Raw genomic sequence first — 21463 nt, 5'->3', positions numbered from 1 at the left:
GCACGTTACGTACGCGTCACTGCGGTGAGCACTATGGTGCAGGCGTATTGCCGCCACGTCACGGTGATGGAACGGCCCGCTGTGACCCTCCTGACAACCGCACCCGGAGGGAAGGTCACCATGGCGTCCATCTTCGACCAGATCGGCGGCGCGAGCGCGGTTTCGGCGGTGGTCGACGAGTTCTACGAGCGGGTCGTGGCCGATCCGCGGCTCGGCGGCCACTTCACCGGCACCGACATGGGCAAACTCAAGGCGCACCAGCGCAGCTTCGTGGCGGCCGCGCTGGGCGGGCCGCAGGAGTACAGGGGCAAGACGATGGACGAGGCCCACGCCGGCCTGGGCATCACCGGCGAGGACTTCGACGCGGTGGTCGGCCACCTGGCCGGCGCGCTGACACACTGCGGGGTCCCGCAGGACACCATCGCGACGATCGCCGGCGCCCTCGCCCCACTGCGCGACCAGGTGGTGGACGGGCAGGTGTCCGTGGCCTGATCAGCGGACGGCGCGGTGCACCGCCTCGATGACGGGTGCCGCGCCGTCCTCGGCCGCGAGTTCCTGCGACCGCGGCGCCGCTCGACCACCATCCGGCACGGCTCAACCGGCGAGCAGCCGCTGCAACGAGCGCTGCCACGAGCGCTGAACGCCGGGCACAGATCGACACGACTTCCTCCATAGTGCTATGAATATAGCTAAATGGAGGAAGTCGTGATCGAGTTCTATTTGGACGGCCGCTCGGGGCTGTCGCCGTACCTGCAGCTCGTCCAGCAGGTACGCCATGCGCTGCGCCTCGGCCTGCTCCGCGAGGGCGACCAGTTGCCCACGGTCAAGGACGTGGTGGCGCGGCTGGCGATCAATCCCAACACCGTGCTCAAGGCCTACCGCGAGCTCGAACACGACGGGCTGGTCACCGCCCGTCCCGGTGTGGGGACGTTCGTGACCAGGACGCTGGCCGACACCACGCTGGCCGCGCACGGCCCCCTGCGGCAGGAGTTGCGGCGCTGGCTGGCCCGCGCCAGGAAGGCCGGGCTGGACGACGAGAGCATCGAGGCGCTGTTCATGACCACCTTTCGCAGCGTCGCTCAGGAGGACATAGCGTGAGCGCGCCCCCCGTGACGGCCCCGAGGCGGCCCACATGAGCGTGCGGGCGCGGGCGCTGACCAAGAGGTTCGGACGCCGTACGGCGCTGACCGGCTGCACCCTCGACATCCCGGCCGGGCACGTCACCGGCCTCGTCGGCCCCAACGGCGCGGGCAAGTCGACCCTGCTGAGCCTGGCCGCCGGGATGCTGACCCCCACCTCGGGCACGATCGAGGTGTGCGGCGGCCGTCCTGGCAGCGGCCCCGAGCAGCTCACCAAGGTCGGGTACGTCGCGCAGGACGCCCCCGTCTACGCCGCGCTCACCGTCGCCGACCACCTCGAGCTGGGCGCCCGGCTCAACACCGGCTGGGACGACGCCCTCGCCCGCGCCAGGGTCGAGCGGCTCGGGCTCGACCCCCGGCAACGGGCCGGGAAGCTGTCGGGCGGCCAGCGTGCCCAGCTCGCCCTGACGATGGGCCTGGCCAAGCGGCCCGAGCTGCTGCTGCTCGACGAGCCGGTGGCGACGCTCGATCCGCTCGCGCGCCGCGAGTTCCTCCAGGACCTCATGGAGGCGGTCGTCGAGCACGGGCTCGGCGTCGTGCTCTCCTCCCACCTGGTCGCCGACCTGGAACGCGTCTGCGACCGGGTGATCGTCCTGGCGGGCGGCGAGGTCAGGCTCGACGGGGACGTCGATGAGCTGCTGGCGGTGCACCACCGGCTCAGCGGGCCCCGCCGCGACGGTCTTCCCGCCGGCCAGCACGTGGTCACCGCGGCGCACACCGAGCGGCAGAGCACGCTGATCGTCCGTACGGAGGCGCCGATCCTCGACCCCGCCTGGGCCGTCGGCGCCCTCACCCTGGAGGACCTCGTCCTCGCCTACATGAGCCCGCCCGCCGAACCCGCCGGACCCCGCGTGCATGGGCCCGAAGCGGAAGGGCCAGGGAGGCGGCCGGCGCTGGAGATCGTCCGATGATCTGGTTGACCTGGCGCCAGTTCCGTCCCCATGTCCTGATCGCGGTCGCCCTCCTGGCCGCCGTCGCCGTCACCCTGGCGGTCACCGGCCCGCCGCTGCGGCACCTCTCCCGGGTGGCCCCCGCCGACGAGACCCTGTTCTACGCCGGCGCGACGCTCGTCCACCTCCTGCCCGCCCTCATCGGCGCCTTCTGGGGCGCCCCGCTGATCGCCCGCGAGCTGGAGACGGGCACCCACCGCCTGGCGTGGAACCAGGGCGTCACCCGCACCCGCTGGCTGGCCGTCAAGCTGGCGGTCGTCGGATCGGCGGCCGTGGCCGCGTCCGGGCTGCTCAGCCTGGCGGTCACCTGGTGGGCGGGCCCGCTCGACGCGGTCGCCGGCACGACCGTGCCCACCACCTGGTGGGCCGACGCCACCGTGCTCCCCGTCGGCATGGAGGGCCCTGGCCTCCTCTCACGGGTCGATCCCCGGCTGTTCGGCGCTCGCGGCATGGCGCCGATCGGGTACGCCGCGTTCGCGTTCACGCTCGGCGTCGCCGCGGGAGCCGTCATCCGCAGGACCGTGCCGGCGATGGCGGTCACGCTCGCCGTCTTCGCGCTGGTCCAGCTCGCCGTGCCCCTGGCGGTCCGTCCGCACCTGCTGCCGGCCGAGCAGCGCACGGTGCCGATCACGGCGACGAACGTCCGCTCGTTCGACCCCACCGTCCCCCGCCTGACCGTCGCGGGACCGCCGGGAGCGTGGCTGCTGGCCAACGACACCCTGGACGCCCGCGGCCGCACGGTCACCGCCCTGCCCGCGTGGACCCGTGAGTGCTCGCCACCGCCGCCCACGTCGGGACGGCCCGCACCCTCACGGATCGGCCTGCCGGCCGTACAGGCGTGCTTCGCCAGGCTCACTGATCTCGGCTACCGGCAGCGGTTCGCGTACCACCCGCTCGGCGCCTTCTGGCCGCTCCAAGGGGTGGAGACCGCGCTGTTCCTGGCCCTGTCGGCGCTGCTCGCCGGCTTCTGCCTCTGGTGGACCCGCCACCGCCTGCCCTGAGTCAAGAACGCTCACCCCCGCCACGGGGTCGCTCAACCCTGCCGGAAAACAAGAAGGGACACTGTCATGAGTCATGCCCGCACACGGTTCAGGCGCGGAATGGCGGTCGCCGCGAGCCTGCTCGCCCTGGCGACGCCCGCCGTGACCGCGACGCCCGCATCAGCGGCGGCGCCTCCCGTGCCCGCCCTGCCCAAGCCGACCGGCTCCAGCCCGGTCGGCGTCACGTCCCTGCACCTGAAGGACACCTCACGCGCCGACCCGTGGGTGCCGTCGGTGAAGTACAGGGAGCTCATGGTGTCGGTGTGGTATCCGGCGAAGTCGCCGGGCCGCAAGCGGGCGCAGTACATGACGCCCAAGGAGTCCGAGCTGCTCCTGAAGGACGGGAAGATCACCACCGTCCCCGCCGACATCCTCAGCAGGACCAGGACCAACGCCTTCACCGACGCCGAGCCGGCCGGCCGCAAGCGCGGCCTGCCGCTCGTCGTGCTCTCCCCGGGCCACGGAAAGCCCCGCTCCGAGCTCACCGGGCTGGCGGAGGAGCTGGCGAGCAGGGGGTACGTGGTGGCCGCGATCGACCACACGTACGAGAGCGTCGCGACGACCTTCCCCGACGGGCGCGTCACCGAGTGCGTCACCTGCGAGATCGACAAGAACCCCGACTGGTGGGTGGGCCTGGTCAAGAGCCGGGCGCGCGACGTGTCCTTCGTCCTCGACCGGCTGACCGGGCCGCGACCGGCGTGGCAGGGCTCCCGCCTCATCGACCCGTCCAAGATCGCGATGGCCGGGCACTCCGTCGGAGGCGCCGCCACCATCCCGACCCTGCTGAGCGACTCCCGCGTCCGCGCCGGCATCGACATCGACGGCACCACCGACATGGCGATCCCGGACAGCGGACTGTCGCGGCCGTTCCTGTTCCTGGGCAAGCCGGCCACCTACACGCCCGGCCAGGGTGCGGCCGCCGCCACCTGGGAGCGCGACTGGAAGCACCTCACCGGGTGGAAGCGCTGGCTGCTGCTGACCGGGGCCGAGCACCTGTCGTTCACCGACCTCGGCCTGCTGGTCGACCAGCTCGGCATCGACGCCGGCGCCGACATCGCCGGGGCCCGCGCCATGACGATCACCCGTAGCTACGTGACGGCCTTCCTCGACCAGCACCTGCGCAAGAAGCACCGCCCGCAGCTCGACAAGCCGTCCCCCCGCTTCCCCGAAATCAAGCACTGCGCCCCCGAGAGCAAGACCTGCAGGTAGGAGCACGGCGGCGCGCATTTCCAAGATCCAGTAGAGGTCTTGAGCATTTCCGCGCGCCGCCCCTAGCGTCGTTGGCATGCAACAGATCGACAACCTGGACGTTCTCAGGATGCTGACGAACCGGTTCAGGATGAAGCTCTACAGTCTGCTCTTCCGGATCGGCCCGGTCACGGTGAGCGAACTGGCCAGGCGCATGGACGCCGACCCCGGCCAGGTGAGCTACCACCTGCGGCAGCTGCAGCGCTACGACATGGTCGAAGACGTGCCGGAGCTGGCCAGGGACAGCCGGGAGCGGTGGGTGCGCGCGGCCATGCCCGGGTGGCGGGTGGAGACGGATCTCGAAGGCCCGTACGCGGCGGCCGTGATGCAGGCGTGGACCGCGCAGTGGGTGATCGACCAGTTCGAGCGGCTGCGCGACTTCGACCGCAACCTCACGGCGTTGCCCGAGGAGTGGCGGGACGCGGGCTTCGGCAGCAGCCGGCACCTGCGGCTCACCAGGGACGAGATGGCCCAGCTCAACGAACAGCTCAACGCGGTGATGGAGCCGTGGCGCAAGCTGACCGCAGAACGCATCGCGGCCGACGAGACGCCGCCGGACAGCCTCCCGATCTTCCTCTTCTACCACGCGTTCCCCGAGCTGCCGTGAGGCGGCCCTCGCCGCACGGCATCCACGAGGAGTTCGCCCGTGCCTACCTCGCCGAACGCCGCGCCGAGGCCGACCGGTCCCGCATGATCCCGCCCCGCTCGCACCGGCGGGTGCGCGCCCGGCTCGCGGACGCCTTACGCCGCCTGGCCGACCGCCTCGAACCCGCCCTGCCGCCCGCCCTGCCGCCCGTCCTGCCGCCCGTCCTGCCGCCCATAGGCGCCGGTCAGGACTGGCGCGGGTCGTAGCCTCTGAAGTCGCTCAACTCCACGGCGCTGTCCGGCAACAGAGGCACCCCGCTGCTGGAGTCGAGCACCACCCGGCGGCCCAGCGGCTCACGCAACGTCACGCTGATGTGGTCGGTCTTCCCCATCAGGTTGCAGAACGTCACGCCCTCGTCCCACCGGACGTCGACGTCCACGACGACCGCCTCGGCCGTCTCGTGGGCACGCGCGCCGTAGGTGGTGTCGCAGGTGCCGTGCAGGTAACGCAGCCGCAGCTCGGCCGGGCCCTTCTGGTCGTACGTCCTGATCTCCTGGACACTGTCGGCGACCGGCCGGGGCGGCCCGCCCATGGCGGCCGGGTCCACCGCGACCCGCCGGAACCGCCCGGGGACGCCGTGCACGGTGAAGTCCCACGTGGGCACCCGGACGTCGCCTCTGCTGGTGGGGAACGCGGCCGTGCCGCGGGACACCGCGGTCACCCGGAGCGGCCGGCAGCCCTTGGCCGGGCACTCCTCGTCGACGAAGGACCTGGGCCTGGTGAGGCCGGCGTAGGCGGCCTTCGCCGTCACAAGCGGCACGTTCAGCGTGCTCCCGTCGGCCCAGTGCAGCTCGGCCGGGGCAGGGGTCTCGTCCGGAAGGTCCGTCTCCAGCTTCCAGACGCTGTTGAGCTCGCTGCGCGACGCCCATCGCGGCGTGGTCCGGCTCTTGGGCGGCATGGTCAGGTTCTTCAGCGGGACGAATCCCTCCAGCCAGGGCCGCCGCTCCGGTGACCGCTGCCAGCGGTCGGCCACCTCGCGGGCGAGCGTGGTGAACGCCTCATCGGCGACCGGGCGGCGGGCGTCGGCCCCGCAGGTCATCCCCACCAGGAGCAACGCTAAAGCTGGAAAAATCCGCATGTGGTGGTAGACGCACCCACGCCCACCCCGGTTTCCCAGAATCGGGAAAGGCCCGCCCCTGAAGCGACGCCTCCGGCGATGAGCGACATCCCCAGAGATCTCGCGCTCCTCGCCATCGGCGCGACCGGCCGAGCCGGAATGCACGTCCCGACCCACCATCCGGGCACTTCCCCCAAAGCGGCGACATCGTTAGTTATACGAATATAATCGTTTTATGCCTATAACCGATCGGTCCACCTCCGCCGCTGCGGCGCCCCCCGCGCTCGGCCGGCGGCGGCGGATGCTCGTCCTGGCCATCTGCTGCATGAGCCTGTTCATCGTCGGTCTGGACAACACGATCGTGAACATCGCGCTGCCCTCCATCCGGCGCGACCTGAACGCCTCCGTCTCCGGCCTGCAGTGGATCATCGACGCCTACACGGTGGTGCTGGCCAGCCTGCTCATGCTGTCCGGCTCCACCGGCGACAGGATCGGCCGGCGCCGCACGTTCCAGACCGGGCTGACGCTGTTCACGCTGGGCTCGCTCATGTGCTCGCTGGCACCGAGCCTGGGCTGGCTGATCGGGGCGCGGGCGCTGCAGGCGGTGGGCGGGTCGATGCTCAACCCGGTCGCCATGTCGATCATCACGAACACCTTCACCGAGCCGCGCGAGCGGGCCAGGGCGATCGGCGTGTGGGGCGGGGTGAGCGGCGTCAGCATGGCGCTGGGCCCGCTGGTGGGCGGCGCGCTGGTGGGCGCGGTCGGCTGGCAGTCGATCTTCTGGATCAACATCCCGGTGGGCGTGGCCGCGTTCGTGCTGTGCGCGCTGTTCGTGCCCGAGTCGCGCGCGCCGCGCCCGCGCCGGGTGGACCCGGTGGGCCAGGTGCTGGTCATCGTGGCGCTGGCGACGCTGACGTTCGGGCTGATCGAGGCGCCGGCCGCCGGGTGGGGGTCGCCGCGTACGCTGGCCTGCTTCGCGGTGGCGGCGCTGGCGCTGGCCGGACTGATCCGCTACGAGCTGCGCACCGAGGAGCCGCTGATCGAGCTGCGCTTCTTCCGCAGCGTCCCGTTCGCGGGCGCGACCGTGACGGCGGTGTGCGGGTTCGCCGCGCTCGGCGGCTTCCTGTTCGTCAACACCCTCTACCTGCAGGACGTGCTGGGCCTGTCCGCGCTGCACGCCGGCCTCTACACGCTGCCCATGGCGGGGCTGACCGTGCTGTGCTCGCCGCTGGCGGGCCGGATCGTGGCCAACGCCGGGACCCGGGTGCCGCTGCTGCTGGCCGGCGCCTCGATCGGGGCGAGCGGCCTGATCATGACGGGGCTCGCGACGGACACGCCGATCTGGCGGCTGATGGCCGCGTACGTGCTGTTCGGCCTCGGCTTCGGCATGCTGAACGCGCCGATCACCAACACCGCCGTGTCCGGCATGCCGCGCGAGCGGGCCGGGGTGGCGGCGGCGGTGACCTCGACCAGCCGGCAGATCGGGCAGACGCTCGGCGTCGCGGTCATCGGCGCGCTGGTCACCTCGGCGGTGGCGGGCCCGTTCGCCACCGGCTTCCCTGCGGCCAGCCACGTCGGCTACTGGATCGTGACCGGCTGCGGCGTGGCGATCGTGCTGCTCGCTATCCTGACCACCACCGGCTGGGCCCGCCGCAGCGCCGCGCGCACCGCCGAACGGCTGGCCCACCCGCAGGAGACGACATGAGCGAGACCCACGAGCAGGAGGCGGTGGCCCGGGTGTGGGCCGCCATGTACGACCTGGTCCTGCGGCAGGAGAACCGCCGCAAGGAGGTGGCCGACGCGCTCGGCATGAGCTTCTTCCGCATCAAGGCGCTGCGCTACCTGCTGGCCGGGCCGATGACCATGCGGGAGCTGACGACCGAGCTGGCCACCGACAAGCCGTACACCTCGCTGATGGTGGACGACCTGGAGCGGCGCGGCTACGTCACCCGCAGCGTGTCCCCCGGCGACCGCCGCAGCAAGATCGTCACGCTGACGCCGTCGGGCACGGCGGTCGCCGAGGAGGCCCAGCGCATCCTGGCCCGCCCGCCGCGCTCCCTGCTGGCCCTCGACCCCGACGACCTGGCCGCGCTCGACCGCATCATGACCAGGCTGCGCACCCCTGAGGAGCAGGCCGCGCGCTAGAGGGCGGCGTCGGCGTCGAGCGGGAAGACGGGCCGCTTGAGGTTGCGGTAGGGCAGCCGGTGCAGGTCCTGGTCCACGCCGCCGGGCGTGAGCGCCAGCATCCAGCCGGCGGCGGCCTCGAACAGCTCGGGCTCCAGGTAGCCGATCTTCACGGTGACGACGTCCACCTCGGCGACCTCCACCCCCAGCCGCCGGTACGACTCCAGCAGCCGGTACTGCATGCGCCGCGAGGTGAGGAAGACGCTCAGCCCGCCGACGCGCACGCTGACCACCCGGCCACCGTCGGGGTCGTCGGCCACGGCCTCCAGCGTGCCCTCCAGCAGGAGCGGCCCCGGCGCGCGAGTGTCGATCCGGCCGCCGGCGCGCACGCCGACGGGCGAGCCGACCGGCAGGTGCCCGACGCGCGCCACCGCCTCGGGGTCGAAGAGGGAGGCGAAGACGGCGCGTACGGAGCCGTCACGGATCTCGGGCCTGGCCAGCAGGCGCTCCAGGGCGTAGGTGACGTCGTCGGCGCCGCCCGCGCCCGGGTTGTCGCCGGAGTCGCTGATGAAGTACGGCCGGGCCGCGCCCTCCTTCAGCGCCGCGTCGAGGCACTCGTCCATGGAGCCGGTGGGGGCGACGAAGGCGAAGTCGTCGCGGGCGTCCCAGAACGCCTGGCCCAGCTCGCGGGCGGCCTGCTCGGTGGCGGCCCGGTCGGTGCCGGTGGCCACGACGGCGCCGGTGCAGCGCGGCTCGTCGGCCCAGGCGAAGCCGATCCAGATGGCCGCGTCGATCACGCCGGGCCTGGACTCGACCTCGGGGATGCGGGCGTACAGGCCGCGGGCGGGCTCGACGCGGGTGCTGGTCATCTCGCCGGGCAGCAGGATCGGCACGTGCACGAGCGCCTTGTGCGGCCGGCCGCCGGCGTTGAGCGCCTCGACGAGGTTGCGGGCGGCGCGCTCGCGGGTCTCCCAGACGTCCACGTGGGGCGCGGTGCGGTAGCAGGTCAGCAGGTCGCAGCCGTCGAACAGGACGTGGGAGACGTTGCCGTGCAGGTCCATCGCGGCCGACACGAGCGGCTCCGGGCCGATCACGGACCGGATCGCGGTGATGAGGTCGCCTTCGGCGTCCTCGCGGCCGACGACGCTCATGGCGCCGTGGATGTCGAGCAGCACCCCGTCGAAGCGGCCCTGGCCGAGACCCTGGACGATCTCCGCGCGCCAGGCGTCGTACGCGGCGGGCTCGACGGCGCCACCGGGCAGGGCGCGGGCGTGCACGAGCGGCACCCACTCGAACTCGGCCGCCCACGGGCTGCCCAGCCAGTCGTAGCGGTCGAGCAGGGCCTGGCCGCGGGTGACGTCGAAGTCGGCGGCGCCGCTCAGGTGCGGCGAGAAGGTGCTGGACTCGATGTGGATGCCGCAGACGGCGATGCGCAGAGGCGCGGTGGTGGACACGGTGGTGGACGCGGTCGTGGACTCGGTGGTGGACACGGTGGTGCTTCCTAGGTGGTGGCGTCGGTGGTGGAGTGCAGGTCGGTCGTCTCGCGCAGCAGCCGGCCGAGCCCGATGAGGGCGGCGTCGGGGCCCGCCGCGCTCGCCTCGATGGACAGCGACTGGGTCAGGGGCGGCAGGCAGCGCTCGTACAGCATGCCTTTGACGGCCGCGACGTAGACGTCGAGGCTGGACAGCGCGCCGCCGATGACGACGCTGTCGGGGTTGAGGAAGTTGACCAGGCCCGACAGGGCGACGCCGAGCAGCCGGCCGGCCTGGCGCACCAGCGTCACGACGGCGGGGTCGGCGTCCACGGTGGCGGCGACGACGTCGCTCAGCCCGGTGACGGGCCGGCCGCGGCGGGCCAGCTCGCGCACGAGCGCGGCGCCGCTGGCGACGGTCTCCAGGCAGCCGCGGCTGCCGCAGGAGCATTCGCGCTCGCCGCTGTCGGCCACCCGCACGTGGGTGAGGTCGCCGGACAGGCCGCGCCCGCCGCGGTAGATGCGGCCGCCGGTGACCAGGCAGCCGCCGATGCCGCTGCCGGCCTTGACGTAGATCATGTCGCCGGTGGCGCGGCGGGTGACGTACTCGCCGATGGCGGCGGCCTTGGCGTCGTTGTCGGCCAGGGCGCCGGCCTGGAAGCGCTCGCGCAGGTCGGCCTGGACGTCGTAGCCGCTCCAGCCGGGCATGCGGGCCGGGCCGACGAGCCGGCCGTGCGGGAAGTCGACGGGCCCGGGCAGTGCCATGCCGACGGCCAGCAGGCGGCGGCCGGGCGCGTGGGCGGTCCTGACGCGGTCGAAGGCCTCGCTGATCTCGTCAAAGATCGCCTGCGGGCCTGCGCTTATGTCGACGGCGAGCTCCTCGGCGACCTGCAGTGCTCCCGAGGGGGCGCACAGGCCGACGCGGGCGTGCCGCCCGCCGAGCTCGGCCACGGCGAGCACGCCGCCGTCCTCGCGCAGCCGCAGAATCCTGGGCCGGCGGCCGCCGGTGGAGGCGCCGACGCCCTCCTCGAGGATCGTGCCCTCCTCCAGCAGGCGGCGTACCACGCTGGAGACCGTCGAGGGAGCCACCTCCAGGAGCTCCACCAGGTCCGCACGGGAGGCGGCCTTGCCGCTGGCCAGCAGGCTCAACGCCTGCTCGCGCAGCTTGGCGGGCGGCTCCGGCATGTCTCTCCTCCCCCCTGGCGCAGCGCAGGCGAGCACGGGGGCCCGCGAGCGGGCCCGACCCCTGGGCCCAGGCGGGCCATCACAGCAGACGCCCATCATCGGGCACGAAGACGATCACCGAAAGATGTCACACGGATGTCGTACGCGTTCCACGCGGATCTCGCCCGGCGGATCTCCTCGCCGCGGACTCTATCCCGAAATAAGTGCCCCGAACAAAGCGGATTTTTCACATTGACTTAGTACTTGTACCTCTATACATTCTCCGGACTGAAGGCCCCCTGGAGGGCCCGCGCACGTCTCGACGAGGAGAAACATGGGGACGAGAACCCGCATCGTGAGCGGCGTGGTGGCCATCGGGCTCGGTTTGACCGCCTGCAGCGCGGGCGCCGGCGGCGGTACGCCGCAAGGCGGAGCGGCGCAGAGCAAGGACACCGTGACCGTGGCCCTCCGCACGCCGAACTGGATCCTGCCGATCTCGGCCCCCGGATTCACCCAGGGCGAGAACGACATCTTCTCCACCGCCCTGTACCGCAAGCTCTACAGCTTCCAGCTCGACGGCACGACCGAGGACAACGTCAACCCGACGCGGTCGCTCGCCGAGCCGCCCGTGGTCAGCGACGAGGGCAGGACGCTGACCATCACGCTCAAGGACAACACCTGGTCCGACGGCAAGCCGATCACCACCAAGGACGTCGAGTTCTGGTGGGACCTGGTGACCACCAACAAGGACAAGTGGGCCTCCTACCGGCCCGGCGGCTTCCCCGACAACGTCGCCGACTTCAAGGTCAAGGACGACAAGACCTTCTCGATCACCACCAAGAAGGCCTACAACGCCGCCTGGTTCGTCGGCAACCAGCTCAACCGCATCGTCCCGCTCCCCCAGCACGCCTGGGACAAGGGCGACCCCAAGAAGACGTTCGAAGAGCTGACCACCGCCTCCAAGGACCCCAAGACCTACGCCACCAACCCGCTGTGGAAGACCACCAGCGGCCCCTGGAAGCTGGAGAGCTACGTCCCCAGCGGCGAGGTGGTCCTGGCCAAGCAGGACGCCTACTCCGGCCCCGACAAGCCGAAGATCGGCAAGATCGTGCTGCGCCCGTTCACCGGCGACGACGCCGAGTTCAACGTGCTGCGCGCCGGCGACATCGACTACGGCTACATCCCGCCGGCCAACCTGTCGCAGAAGTCGTACCTGGAGTCCAAGGGCTACAAGGTCGCCCCCTGGTACGGGTGGTCGATCACGTACCTGCAGCTGAACTTCAACAACCCCAAGACCGGCGCGCTGTTCAAGCAGCCGTACCTGCGCCAGGCGCTGCAGCACCTCATCGACCAGCCCACCATCAGCAAGGTCATCTGGGCCGACATGGCCGCCCCCACCTGCGGCCCCGTCCCCGCCAAGCAGGGCTCGCCGGCCGGCGAGGGCTGCGTCTACCCGTTCGACCCGGCCAAGGCCAAGCAGCTGCTGGAGAGCCACGGCTGGAAGGTCACCCCCGACGGGACCACCACCTGCGCCGACCCCGCGCTGTGCGGCGAGGGCATCGCCAAGGACACCCCGCTGAACTTCACCGTCACCAGCCAGTCCGGCTTCGCCGCCACCACCAAGATGTTCGCCGAGATCAAGTCCCAGATGGCCAAGCTCGGCGTGCAGCTGACCATCAAGGAGGTGCCCGACTCCGTCGCGGTCACCCCCGCCTGCAAGCCGGAGGAGTCCAAGTGCGACTGGGACATGTCGTTCTTCGGCTCCCAGGGCAGCTGGTACTACCCAGCCTTCGCCTCCGGTGAGCGGCTCTTCCAGACCGACGCCCCCGTCAACCTCGGCAGCTACAGCAGCCCCGAGGCCGACGAGCTGATCGAGAAGGCGCAGTTCTCCGACGACGCCGGCGCCCTCCAGGAGTACGACGACTTCCTGGCCAAGGACCTGCCGGTGCTGTGGATGCCCAACCCCGTCTACCAGATCTCGGCGTACAGGTCGGGCCTGCAGGGCGTCGAGCCGCAGGACCCGATGAACCTCATGTACTTCCAAGACTGGTCCTGGAAGAGCTGACCCTTGCCCCGGTACCTCCTCACCCGCCTGGGCCAGGCCCTGGTCATCGTGATCCTGGTGACGCTGATCACGTTCGTGATCCTGCACCTGCTGCCGGGAGGCGCGGCCAGGGCCATCCTGGGCAAGGAAGCGACGCTCGAGCAGATCGCCGCCTTCAACCACGAGATGGGGTACGACCGGCCGCTGTGGCAGCAGTACGCGATGTACCTGCAGCGGCTGGTCACCGGCGACCTGGGCTACTCCTTCCAGCTCAACCAGTCGGTGTCGGAGGCCATCGCGCAGCGGCTGCCCAAGACCATGCTGCTGTCGCTGGCCTCGACCCTGCTGGCGGTCGTGGTGGCCGTCCCGCTCGGCGTGGTGCAGGCCGTACGGCGTAACCGCTGGCCCGACTACACCATCAACGGGCTGTCGCTGCTGGCCTACGCCACCCCGATCTTCTTCATGGGCCTCATGATGATCATCCTGTTCTCGCAGGTGTGGCCGCTGCTGCCGCCCGAGGCGCCGCAGGGCTTCACGCTGGCGGAGGTGCTGGCCGACCCGGCCGGGCTGGTGCTGCCCACGGTCACGCTGGCCATCCTCACCGTCGCCGTCTACTCCCGCTACGTACGCTCGTCCATGGTCGACAACCTCAACGAGAACTACGTGCGCACGGCCCGCAGCAAGGGCCTGTCGGAGAGCCGCGTGATCGTCGGCCACACCCTGCGCAACGGCCTGTTCCCCGTCATCACGCTGCTCGGCATGTACCTGCCGGCGCTGTTCAGCGGCGCCCTGGTGGTCGAGCGGCTGTTCAACTACCCCGGCATGGGGCTGCTGTTCTGGCAGGCCGCGCTCAAGCGGGACTACCCGATCCTGCTCGGCGTCACCCTGCTGATCTCGGTGGCCACGGTGCTGGGCGCGCTGGTCGCCGACGTGCTCTACGCCGCCGTCGACCCGCGCGTACGACTCAAGGCAGGCCGCTCATGACCGCGACCCCGCACGAGGACGAGGCGCCCGTCCGCGGCATGTGGCGCCAGGGCCTGGAGGTGTTCTGCGAGAACCGGCTGGCCCTGCTGGGCGTCGGCCTGTTCGTGCTGCTGGCCGCCTTCAGCTTCCTCGGGCCGCTGTTCTACCAGACCGACCAGGTGCACACCGACCTGACGAAGGTGTTCCTCACCCCCGGCGACGGGCATCCGCTCGGCACCGACGGCGTCGGCTACGACCAGCTCGGCCGGCTCATGCTGGGCGGGCAGACCTCCATCGTGGTCGGCCTGGCGGCCGGCCTGCTGGCCACGGTCGTCGGCACCGTCTGGGGCGCCGTCGCGGGCTTCGCCGGCGGCTGGCTGGACGCGGTCATGATGCGCGTGGTCGACGCGTTCATGTCGATCCCGGCGCTGTTCCTGTTCATGCTCATGGCCTCGATCGTCACGCCGACCGTGCCGATGCTCATCGTCATCATCGGCGCCTTCGCCTGGCTCGGCCCCGCCCGGCTGGTCCGCGGCGAGGCGCTGACGCTGCGCACCCGCGAGTACGTCATGGCGATGCGCGGCATGGGCGGCACCGGCGGGCGCGCGGTGCGCCGGCACATCATCCCCAACGCCATCGGCACGGTGATCGTCAACGCCACCTTCCAGGTGGCCGACGCCATCCTGTACGTGGCCTACCTGTCCTTCCTCGGACTGGGCGTGCCGCCACCCGCCGCGAACTGGGGCGGCATGCTGTCGGACGGCCTGTCGGACACCTTCAGCGGCCACTGGTGGCTGCTCTACCCGCCGGGCATCGCCATCATCCTCATCGTCCTCGCCTTCAACTTCATCGGCGACGGGCTGAGGGACGTCTTCGAGGTCCGCCTCCGGCGGCGTTGACAGGAGTTTTCGCACACATGGGGAACCCCACCAGCGAGCCGCTGCTGCGGCTGCGCGACCTCAGCACCGACATCGCGCTGCGGCGCGGCACCGTGCACGCGCTCGACCGCGTCACCCTCGACGTCCACCAGGGCGAGACGCTCGGCATCGTCGGCGAGTCGGGCAGCGGCAAGACCATGACCGTGCTGTCGATCATGGGGCTGCTGCCCGCCGGCGGCTCCGTCGTCGGCGGGGAGATCCTCTTCGACGGCCGCGACCTGCGCACCATGCAGGCCCCCGAGCTGCGCCGGGTGCGCGGCGTCGAGATGGGCATGGTCTTCCAGGACCCGCTCACCTCGCTCAACCCCACCATGCGCATCGGCGCCCAGGTGGCCGAGCCGCTGCGGGTGCACCAGAAGGTCGGCAAGGCCGAGGCACGCGAGCGGGCGATCGAGATCCTGCGCAGGGTCGGCATGCCCCGCCCCGACAAGATCGTCGACGACTACCCGCACCAGCTGTCGGGCGGCATGCGCCAGCGCGTGGTCATCGCCATGGCGCTCATCCGCTCCCCGCGCCTGCTCATCGCCGACGAGCCCACCACGGCCCTGGACGTCACCACCCAGCGCCAGATCCTGGAGCTCATCGACGACCTGCGCGAAGAGTTCAAGATGGCGGTCATCCTGGTCACCCACGACCTCGGCGTGATCGCCGGCCGCGCCGACCGCGTCGCCGTCATGTACGCCGGCCGCGTCGTCGAGACCGCCACCACCCCCGAGCTGTTCCGCGCGCCCCGCCACCGCTACACCGAGGCGCTCATGCGCGCCCTGCCCGAGTCGGCCACCGACGGCGACGGCCGCCTCTACAGCATCCCCGGCCTGCCGCCCGACCTGTCGCGCCCGCTGACCGGCTGCCGCTTCGCGCCGCGCTGCCGCTTCGCCACCGACGAGTGCCGCACCGGCGACATCGCCCTCACGGCGGCCGGGAACGGGCACGCCTTCGCCTGCCTGCACCCCGTCACCGAGCCCGTCGTGCTCGCCCCGCCCACCGGCCGCGAGCAGGCCGCCACGGCCGCCGCCGAGCCGATCCTGAGCGTGCGCGACCTGGTCAAGGAGTACGACGCGGGCGGCGCCGGGCTGAAGCGCTCCAGCGGCAAGGTGAGCGCCGTGGCCGGGGTGTCGTTCGAGGTCGCGCCCGGCGAGACGCTCGGCATCGTGGGCGAGTCGGGCTGCGGCAAGTCCACCGTCGGCCGGCTCGTGGCCGGGCTCGAGCCCGCCACCGGCGGCAGCATCGTCGTGGACGGCACCGACATCGCCGGCCTCGACCGGCGCGCCCGCCGCCGCATGCACCGGCAGGTGCAGCTGATGTTCCAGGACAGCTACGCGGCCATGAACCCGCGCATGCGCATCGACTCCATTCTCACAGAGCCGCTGGAGATCCAGCAGGTCGGCGACGCGGCGCAGCGGCGCGCCCGGGTCACCGAGCTGCTCGACCAGGTCGGCCTGCCCAGGACGGCGCTGGAGCGCTACCCGCACGAGTTCTCCGGCGGCCAGCTGCAGCGCATCGGCCTGGCCAGGTCGCTGGCGCTGCGGCCCCGGCTCATCGTCGCCGACGAGCCGGTCAGCGCGCTGGACGTCTCGGTGCAGGCCCAGGTGCTCAACCTGATGCGGGACCTGCAGGGCGAGCTGGGCCTGTCGTACGTGTTCATCAGCCACGACCTGTCCGTGGTCGACTACATGGCCGACAGGATCGGCGTGATGTACCTCGGCAAGATGGTCGAGATCGGGCCCGCCCACCAGGTCGTCCGCGCCCCGCGCCACCCCTACACGCAGGCGCTGCTGGACGCCGTCCCCTCACCGGACCCCGATCACGTGCCCAGCCCGGACACCACCATCAAGGGCGAGCTGCCGAGCGCGCTCAACCCGCCGACCGGCTGCCGCTTCCGCACCCGCTGCCCGCTCGCGCAGGACGTGTGCGCCACCGAGCCGCCCCTTCAGGGCGGGGCGCACCAGGTGGCCTGCCACTTCCCGCTGCGTCAGGAGGAGCCGGCCGCGCCCCTGGCGTAGGCCGGCCAGGGGCGGGCAGGGAGGCGTTCGACGTCGTCGTTGAAGCGCCGCAGGTAGGCGGCGAAGGCGGCGACGTCGCCGGCCGGCCAGCCGGACAGCACCTCGCGCAGCCCGTCCAGGTTGCGCGCCCGCTCGCCGTCCAGGAACCGCTCGCCCCGCGCGGTGATGCGGAACTTGCGGGCGATGCCGCCCTCGGGGTCGGCGATGCGCTCGGCCAGGCCCTCGCGCAGCAGCGCGGCGGTGTGCCGGTTGAGCGTCGAGACGTCGAGGCCGAACGCCCTGCTGAGCTGCCCGATGGACATCGGCCCCGCACGGCGGATCCGGCTGAGCAGGATGTACGCGCTGCGGTCGAGGTGGCGGTGCCGGCCGAGCCGCATGGTCTCGTACTCGACCGCGGCCAGGGAGTCCGTGGGCTTGTCCATGCCAGTCCTTCCCCCAACCATGGGTGCGGGTCAGCATATCTTCCACAAGAATGTGCAACACCCACAATGTGTGCATTTATCACGCTATGTGGGGGTGCACGTCGCTACCATCGGGGGGACACGCGTGGAAGAGCCCAGCAGACCCGCCACCCGGCACGGCATCGTCACCGTGATGGCCGTCGCCGGCATCGTCGCCTCACTCACCCAGACCCTCGTCGTCCCCCTCATCGGCCGCCTGCCGTCGATGCTGCACGCCACCGCCTCCGACGCCTCCTGGGTGGTCACCGCGACCCTGCTGGCCGGCGCCGTCACCACCCCCGTCATGGGACGACTCGGCGACCTGTACGGCAAGCGCCGCATGATGCTCGTCTGCGCCGTCCCCCTCATCCTCGGCTGCGTCACCTGCGCCCTGGCCGGCTCGCTCGCCCCCATGATCGCCGGACGCGGCCTGCAGGGCATGGGCATGGGCCTCATCCCCCTCGGCATCAGCGCCCTGCGCGAGGTGCTGCCGCCCGACCGGCTCGGCCCGTCCATCGCGCTGATGAGCTCGTCCATGGGCATCGGCGGCGCCCTCGGCCTGCCCATCGCCGCCGCCGTCGCCGAGTACGCCAGCTGGCGGGCGCTGTTCTGGGCCACCGCCGTCCTCGGCCTGCTGGTCGCCGCGCTGATCCGGCTGCTGGTGCCGTACACGCCGCCCGCCGCGCGCGGCCGCGTCGACCTGCCCGGCGCGCTCGGGCTCGGCGCGGGACTCATCTGCCTGCTGCTCGGTGTCTCCAAAGGCGCCGACTGGGGCTGGGACAGCGCGCCCACGCTCGGCCTGCTGGCCGCCGCCGCCCTCGTGCTGCCGCTGTGGGGCTGGTGGGAGCTGCGCGCCCGCGACCCGCTGGTGGACCTGCGCGTCGCCGCCCGCCCTCAGGTGCTGCTCACCAACGCGGCCTCGATCGTGGTCGGCTTCTCCATGTACGCCCAGTCGCTGATCGTCATCCAGATCCTGCAACTGCCCGCCGCCACCGGCTACGGGCTCGGCCAGTCCATGCTCGCCGCCGGCCTCTGGATGGCCCCCGCCGGCCTCATGATGATGATCGTCTCTCCCGTCGGCGCCCGCCTGTCGGCCGCCCGCGGCCCCAAGGTCACGCTCATCACCAGCAGCCTCGTCATGGCGCTCGGCTACGGCCTGTCGGTCGTCCTGCTCGGCTCCACCTGGGGCCTGCTCGTCATCACCTGCGTGTGCGCCATCGGCGTCGGCTTCGCCTACGGCTCCATGCCCGCCCTCATCATGGGCGCCGTGCCGCGCTCGGAGACCGGCGCGGCCAACAGCTTCAACACGCTGATGCGCTCCATCGGCACCACCGTCTCCGCCGCCGTCGTCGGCGTCGTGCTCTCGCAGCTCACCATCGACTTCGGCGGCCACCCGCTGCCGTCGGAGCGCGGCTTCCACGTCGGCATGCTCATCGGCTGCGGCGCGGCGCTGGCCGCCGCCCTCATCACCATGACGCTGCCAGGTGACGGCGGCCCGCCCCGCCGGGTGCTGGTGCCGGCCGACCCCGCCCCCGCCACCGAGTCCTGATCAGCCGTCCACGGTGAAGGTGAACCGGTGCGCGCCCGACGGCACTCTGGCCGACAGGCGCACCCGGTGCACGGTCTGCTGCTCGCCGTCGTGGCCGCGTACCGCCAGCTCGTCGGCCTCGGCCCGCCACCCGGCCGGAACCTCCAGCGCGACCGGGCCCCACGCGACCCGGCCATCGCGCAGCACCGGGCGGCGGCGCGACACGAACACCTCGCTCACCCGCGCGTCCCGCGTGGTGAAGCCGAAGGCGTCGGTCAGCTCCAGCCTGCCGGGCCGCCACCGGAACGTCCGGGTGAGCCGCTCCAGGCAGGGCACCGCGTAGGCGGCGGTGAGGTCGAGCGCGAACGTCACCGCGTCGCCGTCGACGGCGTGCTCCAGCACCTCGGCCCGCCGCTCGGGCCCCGGCACCTGCCCCCGCCCCTCGACCAGCGGGATCGAGTGCCACTCCGCCGACGCCTGCGGCACCAGGTAGCGGCCCTCACGGAAGTAGTCGCGGGTGTACTCGGGCGCGCCCAGATCGTCGAGCACCGTCTCACCCCGCGCGTGCAGCACGAACGTGCCGACGTCGAGGTGGTTGTGCGGCTCGTCGTTGTGCCCGCCCTTGGCCGCGAACGCCGCCCCGCCGGACCGCGCCACCACGATGCCCGCATCCGGCAGGTACGTATGCGGCCCCGGCTCCGCCACCGGAACCTCCCGCGCCCACCACAACGTCCGCGACAGATGCGCCCACCGATAACAGGGGTCGTCATGGAACGACGGCTCCCCCGCGGTGACCGGCACCGGCACGCCCAGCCGCTCCGACAGCCGCGACAGCAGCCCCGCCGGATAGACGCCGCGCGCCTGCGCGTCCGCGAACGCCGGCCTGGTGCCGTCACCCAGATCCACCCGCGCCGGGTAGGCGGCCATCTCCCGCACGTGCGGATCGTCCAGCAGGTCCTCGCCGGTGTGCTCGCGCAGCGCCTCGGCGAAGTACACGAAGTACCCGAACCCGTATGCCCAATAGTCCGGGCCCTCCAGGCAGGCGCCGTCGGCGCCCGTACCCGACAGGAACGCCTCCATCGCGCCCTCCAGCCGCGCCACCACCCGATCGGCGCCCAGAGCCAGCGCCGCCGCCCCCGCCGCGCCCGCGCACACCGCCGACCAGTTGTGGCGGGCCGACTCCCACCACATCGTCCCCGCCTCCAGCGGGGCGAAGACCCGCCGCTCCACCTCCGCGCGCACCCGCGCCCGCACCCGCGCGTCCACGTGCCCGCCCAGCAGCCGCACCCCCTCCGCCAGCGTCTGCGCCGTCTCGGCGGCGAACAGGTCCACGAACGCGTTGGGGTCACCGCCCTTCGGCTCGTGCGCCGGCAGCACCCAGGAGTACTCGTCGCACACCGACCACAGCAGGTCGTCCAGCGCCGGGTCGGGCCGGTCGTCCAGGTGCGCGGCCAGCAGCAGCGCGGCCAGCCTGCGGCGGCGCTCGAAGTAGGCGCCCTCGTACGCCAGCCGGTCACCGCCGTCGGCGAAGCGCCGCCACAGGGAGAACGTCAGCTCGGGAGCCGGCGACGTACGGGCACGCTCCGCCTCCTCGTGGATCTCACGGACCAGACGGGTCAGCACAGGTCCTTCACCTCCAACGGGGTCACGTGATTCTCCCAGCCCGAGACCCCGCAAAATCGCCTCGCGGCGGCACCACCCGCCCGGCTAGATTCATGAACGTGGCGCAACCCCTCGAAATCGCGTGCGACGAATCCGGCGCGGAGGGCGAGAAGCTCGTCGGCGGCAACAGCGACGTCTTCGCCCACGCCAGCGTGCTCATGGACGCCGAGGCGGCCGCCGCCGTCATCGCCGAGCTGCGCGTACGAGCGCCCACCCCCGCCGACGAATACCGCGCCAACCACGTCCTGCGCGAGAAGCACCGCGCCGCCCTGCTCTGGCTGCTCGGCCCCAGCGGCCCCGTGCTCGGCCACGTCCGCGTCTTCGTCGCCGACAAGACCTTCTGGCTCACCGGCAAGGTCACCGGCCTGCTCCAGGACGACCACACCCCGCGCCTCGGCCTCGACCCGCTCGCCAGAGCCGACGCCGTCGCCCTCTACCGCGAGGGCCGCCGCACCTTCGGCCCCGGCCGGTGGGCCGCCTTCCTCGACTCCTTCAACTACCTGCTGCGCGCCAAGAACGGCCAGGGCATCACCACCTCCGTCGCCGACACGTACCTGCTGATCGACGAGCTGCGCACGGCGAAAGGCCCGGCCGGCGACGTCATGCGCGCACTGTGGGAGGTCCGCGACCGCGTCGAGGAGTTCCGCGACCGCCTGCTGACCGACCCCCACGTCTTCCCCGCGCTCGACCCGCTCATCCCCGCCATCGTCCAGGCCGTCACCTCCTGGGGCGACGGCCTGGACGATGGCCGCGGCCCCGTCGCCGTCGTGCACGACCGCCAGACCACGCTGACCGACGAGCGCATCGCCCAGATGCGGCAGATACTCGGCGGCCGGATGGCCGGGCTCCGGCTCGTCGTCTCCGAGCTCGACGAGCGCGTGCAGGTCGCCGACGTGCTGGCCGGCATCGCCCGCAAGGCCGCCTCCGACGAGCTCAACGGCCGCCCCGACCCCGAGCTGACCCCGCTCCTGCGCCCCTACGTCGATCCCGCCTCCATCTGGGCCGACGAACGCGGCCCTTTCGCATAAGCCCTGGTCATGCCCCGG

Annotated in this window: 20 protein-coding genes; 15 read left to right on the top strand and 5 right to left on the bottom strand. The window is 72.1% G+C overall.

Translation table 11 applies throughout. From position 1 onward, the window contains the following. Positions 1-120 precede the first annotated feature (120 nt). From ACFFR3_RS41230 to ACFFR3_RS41200, 7 genes are all read left to right on the top strand, one after another. Entirely contained in the window at positions 121-492 is a 372-nt protein-coding gene (locus tag ACFFR3_RS41230; protein WP_345404216.1) for a group I truncated hemoglobin, read from the top strand. A gap of 213 nt (positions 493-705) precedes the next feature. Then, positions 706-1098, top strand: coding sequence for a GntR family transcriptional regulator (locus tag ACFFR3_RS41225; protein WP_345404214.1), 393 nt, complete (start codon positions 706-708; stop codon positions 1096-1098). 34 nt (positions 1099-1132) lie between these two features. Then, the gene (locus ACFFR3_RS41220; RefSeq protein WP_364380198.1) at positions 1133-2050 is read left to right on the top strand and encodes an ABC transporter ATP-binding protein; all 918 of its coding nucleotides are present in this window, start codon (positions 1133-1135) and stop codon (positions 2048-2050) included. Then, positions 2047-3090, top strand: coding sequence for an ABC-2 membrane transporter-related protein (locus tag ACFFR3_RS41215; protein WP_364380201.1), 1044 nt, complete (start codon positions 2047-2049; stop codon positions 3088-3090). Before ACFFR3_RS41220 ends, ACFFR3_RS41215 begins: the two co-directional genes overlap by 4 nt. Positions 3091-3156: 66 nt before the next feature. Next, the gene (locus ACFFR3_RS41210; RefSeq protein WP_379484905.1) at positions 3157-4338 is read left to right on the top strand and encodes an alpha/beta hydrolase family protein; all 1182 of its coding nucleotides are present in this window, start codon (positions 3157-3159) and stop codon (positions 4336-4338) included. Positions 4339-4414: 76 nt separating this feature from the next. Further along, complete coding sequence (locus ACFFR3_RS41205) at positions 4415-4984, top strand: ArsR/SmtB family transcription factor (protein WP_345404206.1); 570 nt, start codon at positions 4415-4417, stop codon at positions 4982-4984. Beyond that, positions 4981-5229, top strand: a complete 249-nt coding sequence (locus tag ACFFR3_RS41200; RefSeq protein WP_345404203.1) for a hypothetical protein — start codon at positions 4981-4983, stop codon at positions 5227-5229. Before ACFFR3_RS41205 ends, ACFFR3_RS41200 begins: the two co-directional genes overlap by 4 nt. Here ACFFR3_RS41200 and ACFFR3_RS41195 read toward each other — a convergent pair. After that, positions 5208-6068 (bottom strand): hypothetical protein, encoded by an 861-nt coding sequence (locus tag ACFFR3_RS41195; RefSeq protein WP_379484904.1) that lies wholly within the window; start codon positions 6066-6068, stop codon positions 5208-5210. The two genes, ACFFR3_RS41200 and ACFFR3_RS41195, sit on opposite strands and share 22 nt — an antisense overlap. A gap of 247 nt (positions 6069-6315) precedes the next feature. Here ACFFR3_RS41195 and ACFFR3_RS41190 point away from each other — a divergent pair, with 247 nt between their 5' ends. After that, positions 6316-7785: an MFS transporter gene (locus ACFFR3_RS41190; RefSeq protein ID WP_364380216.1), complete on the top strand. Its 1470-nt coding sequence runs from the start codon at positions 6316-6318 to the stop codon at positions 7783-7785. Further along, the gene (locus tag ACFFR3_RS41185; RefSeq protein WP_379484903.1) at positions 7782-8225 is read left to right on the top strand and encodes a MarR family winged helix-turn-helix transcriptional regulator; all 444 of its coding nucleotides are present in this window, start codon (positions 7782-7784) and stop codon (positions 8223-8225) included. The genes ACFFR3_RS41190 and ACFFR3_RS41185 overlap by 4 nt, the downstream gene beginning before the upstream one ends. Here ACFFR3_RS41185 and ACFFR3_RS41180 read toward each other — a convergent pair. Both ACFFR3_RS41180 and ACFFR3_RS41175 read right to left on the bottom strand, forming a co-directional pair. Then, positions 8222-9694: a M81 family metallopeptidase gene (locus ACFFR3_RS41180; RefSeq protein ID WP_379484902.1), complete on the bottom strand. Its 1473-nt coding sequence runs from the start codon at positions 9692-9694 to the stop codon at positions 8222-8224. The genes ACFFR3_RS41185 and ACFFR3_RS41180 overlap by 4 nt on opposite strands. 11 nt (positions 9695-9705) lie before the next feature. Continuing rightward, complete coding sequence (locus tag ACFFR3_RS41175) at positions 9706-10860, bottom strand: ROK family transcriptional regulator (protein WP_345404194.1); 1155 nt, start codon at positions 10858-10860, stop codon at positions 9706-9708. 313 nt (positions 10861-11173) lie between these two features. Between ACFFR3_RS41175 and ACFFR3_RS41170 the strand changes: the two genes are divergently transcribed. From ACFFR3_RS41170 to ACFFR3_RS41155, 4 genes are read left to right on the top strand one after another with little or no spacing between them, the layout of a single operon-like run. Next, the gene (locus ACFFR3_RS41170) at positions 11174-12904 is read left to right on the top strand and encodes a peptide ABC transporter substrate-binding protein (protein WP_364380225.1); all 1731 of its coding nucleotides are present in this window, start codon (positions 11174-11176) and stop codon (positions 12902-12904) included. A gap of 3 nt (positions 12905-12907) precedes the next feature. Continuing rightward, complete coding sequence (locus tag ACFFR3_RS41165) at positions 12908-13867, top strand: ABC transporter permease (protein ID WP_345404185.1); 960 nt, start codon at positions 12908-12910, stop codon at positions 13865-13867. Beyond that, complete coding sequence (locus tag ACFFR3_RS41160) at positions 13864-14745, top strand: ABC transporter permease (RefSeq protein ID WP_345404182.1); 882 nt, start codon at positions 13864-13866, stop codon at positions 14743-14745. The genes ACFFR3_RS41165 and ACFFR3_RS41160 overlap by 4 nt, the downstream gene beginning before the upstream one ends. 17 nt (positions 14746-14762) lie before the next feature. After that, the gene (locus ACFFR3_RS41155) at positions 14763-16787 is read left to right on the top strand and encodes an ABC transporter ATP-binding protein (protein WP_345404179.1); all 2025 of its coding nucleotides are present in this window, start codon (positions 14763-14765) and stop codon (positions 16785-16787) included. On the opposite strand, the gene ACFFR3_RS41150 is transcribed toward ACFFR3_RS41155, so the two are convergent. After that, entirely contained in the window at positions 16757-17209 is a 453-nt protein-coding gene (locus ACFFR3_RS41150) for a MarR family winged helix-turn-helix transcriptional regulator (RefSeq protein ID WP_345404176.1), read from the bottom strand. The two genes, ACFFR3_RS41155 and ACFFR3_RS41150, sit on opposite strands and share 31 nt — an antisense overlap. Before the next feature lie 124 nt (positions 17210-17333). Here ACFFR3_RS41150 and ACFFR3_RS41145 point away from each other — a divergent pair, with 124 nt between their 5' ends. Beyond that, complete coding sequence (locus ACFFR3_RS41145) at positions 17334-18776, top strand: MFS transporter (protein WP_379484901.1); 1443 nt, start codon at positions 17334-17336, stop codon at positions 18774-18776. Here the strand turns inward: ACFFR3_RS41145 and ACFFR3_RS41140 are convergent, their stop codons facing one another. Then, positions 18777-20378 carry a hypothetical protein gene (locus tag ACFFR3_RS41140; protein WP_379484900.1) on the bottom strand — a complete coding sequence of 534 codons (1602 nt, stop codon included), beginning with the start codon at positions 20376-20378 and terminating at the stop codon, positions 18777-18779. Positions 20379-20470: 92 nt separating this feature from the next. Between ACFFR3_RS41140 and ACFFR3_RS41135 the strand changes: the two genes are divergently transcribed. After that, positions 20471-21445, top strand: coding sequence for a hypothetical protein (locus ACFFR3_RS41135; protein ID WP_379484899.1), 975 nt, complete (start codon positions 20471-20473; stop codon positions 21443-21445). The last annotated feature ends 18 nt before the right edge of the window (positions 21446-21463 follow it).

This window comes from Nonomuraea salmonea (genome assembly GCF_042428605.1).
GTDB lineage: Bacteria > Actinomycetota > Actinomycetes > Streptosporangiales > Streptosporangiaceae > Nonomuraea > Nonomuraea salmonea.
The sequence above is the reverse complement of the archived record's forward strand: the minus strand, read 5'-3'. Positions and strand labels throughout refer to the sequence as shown.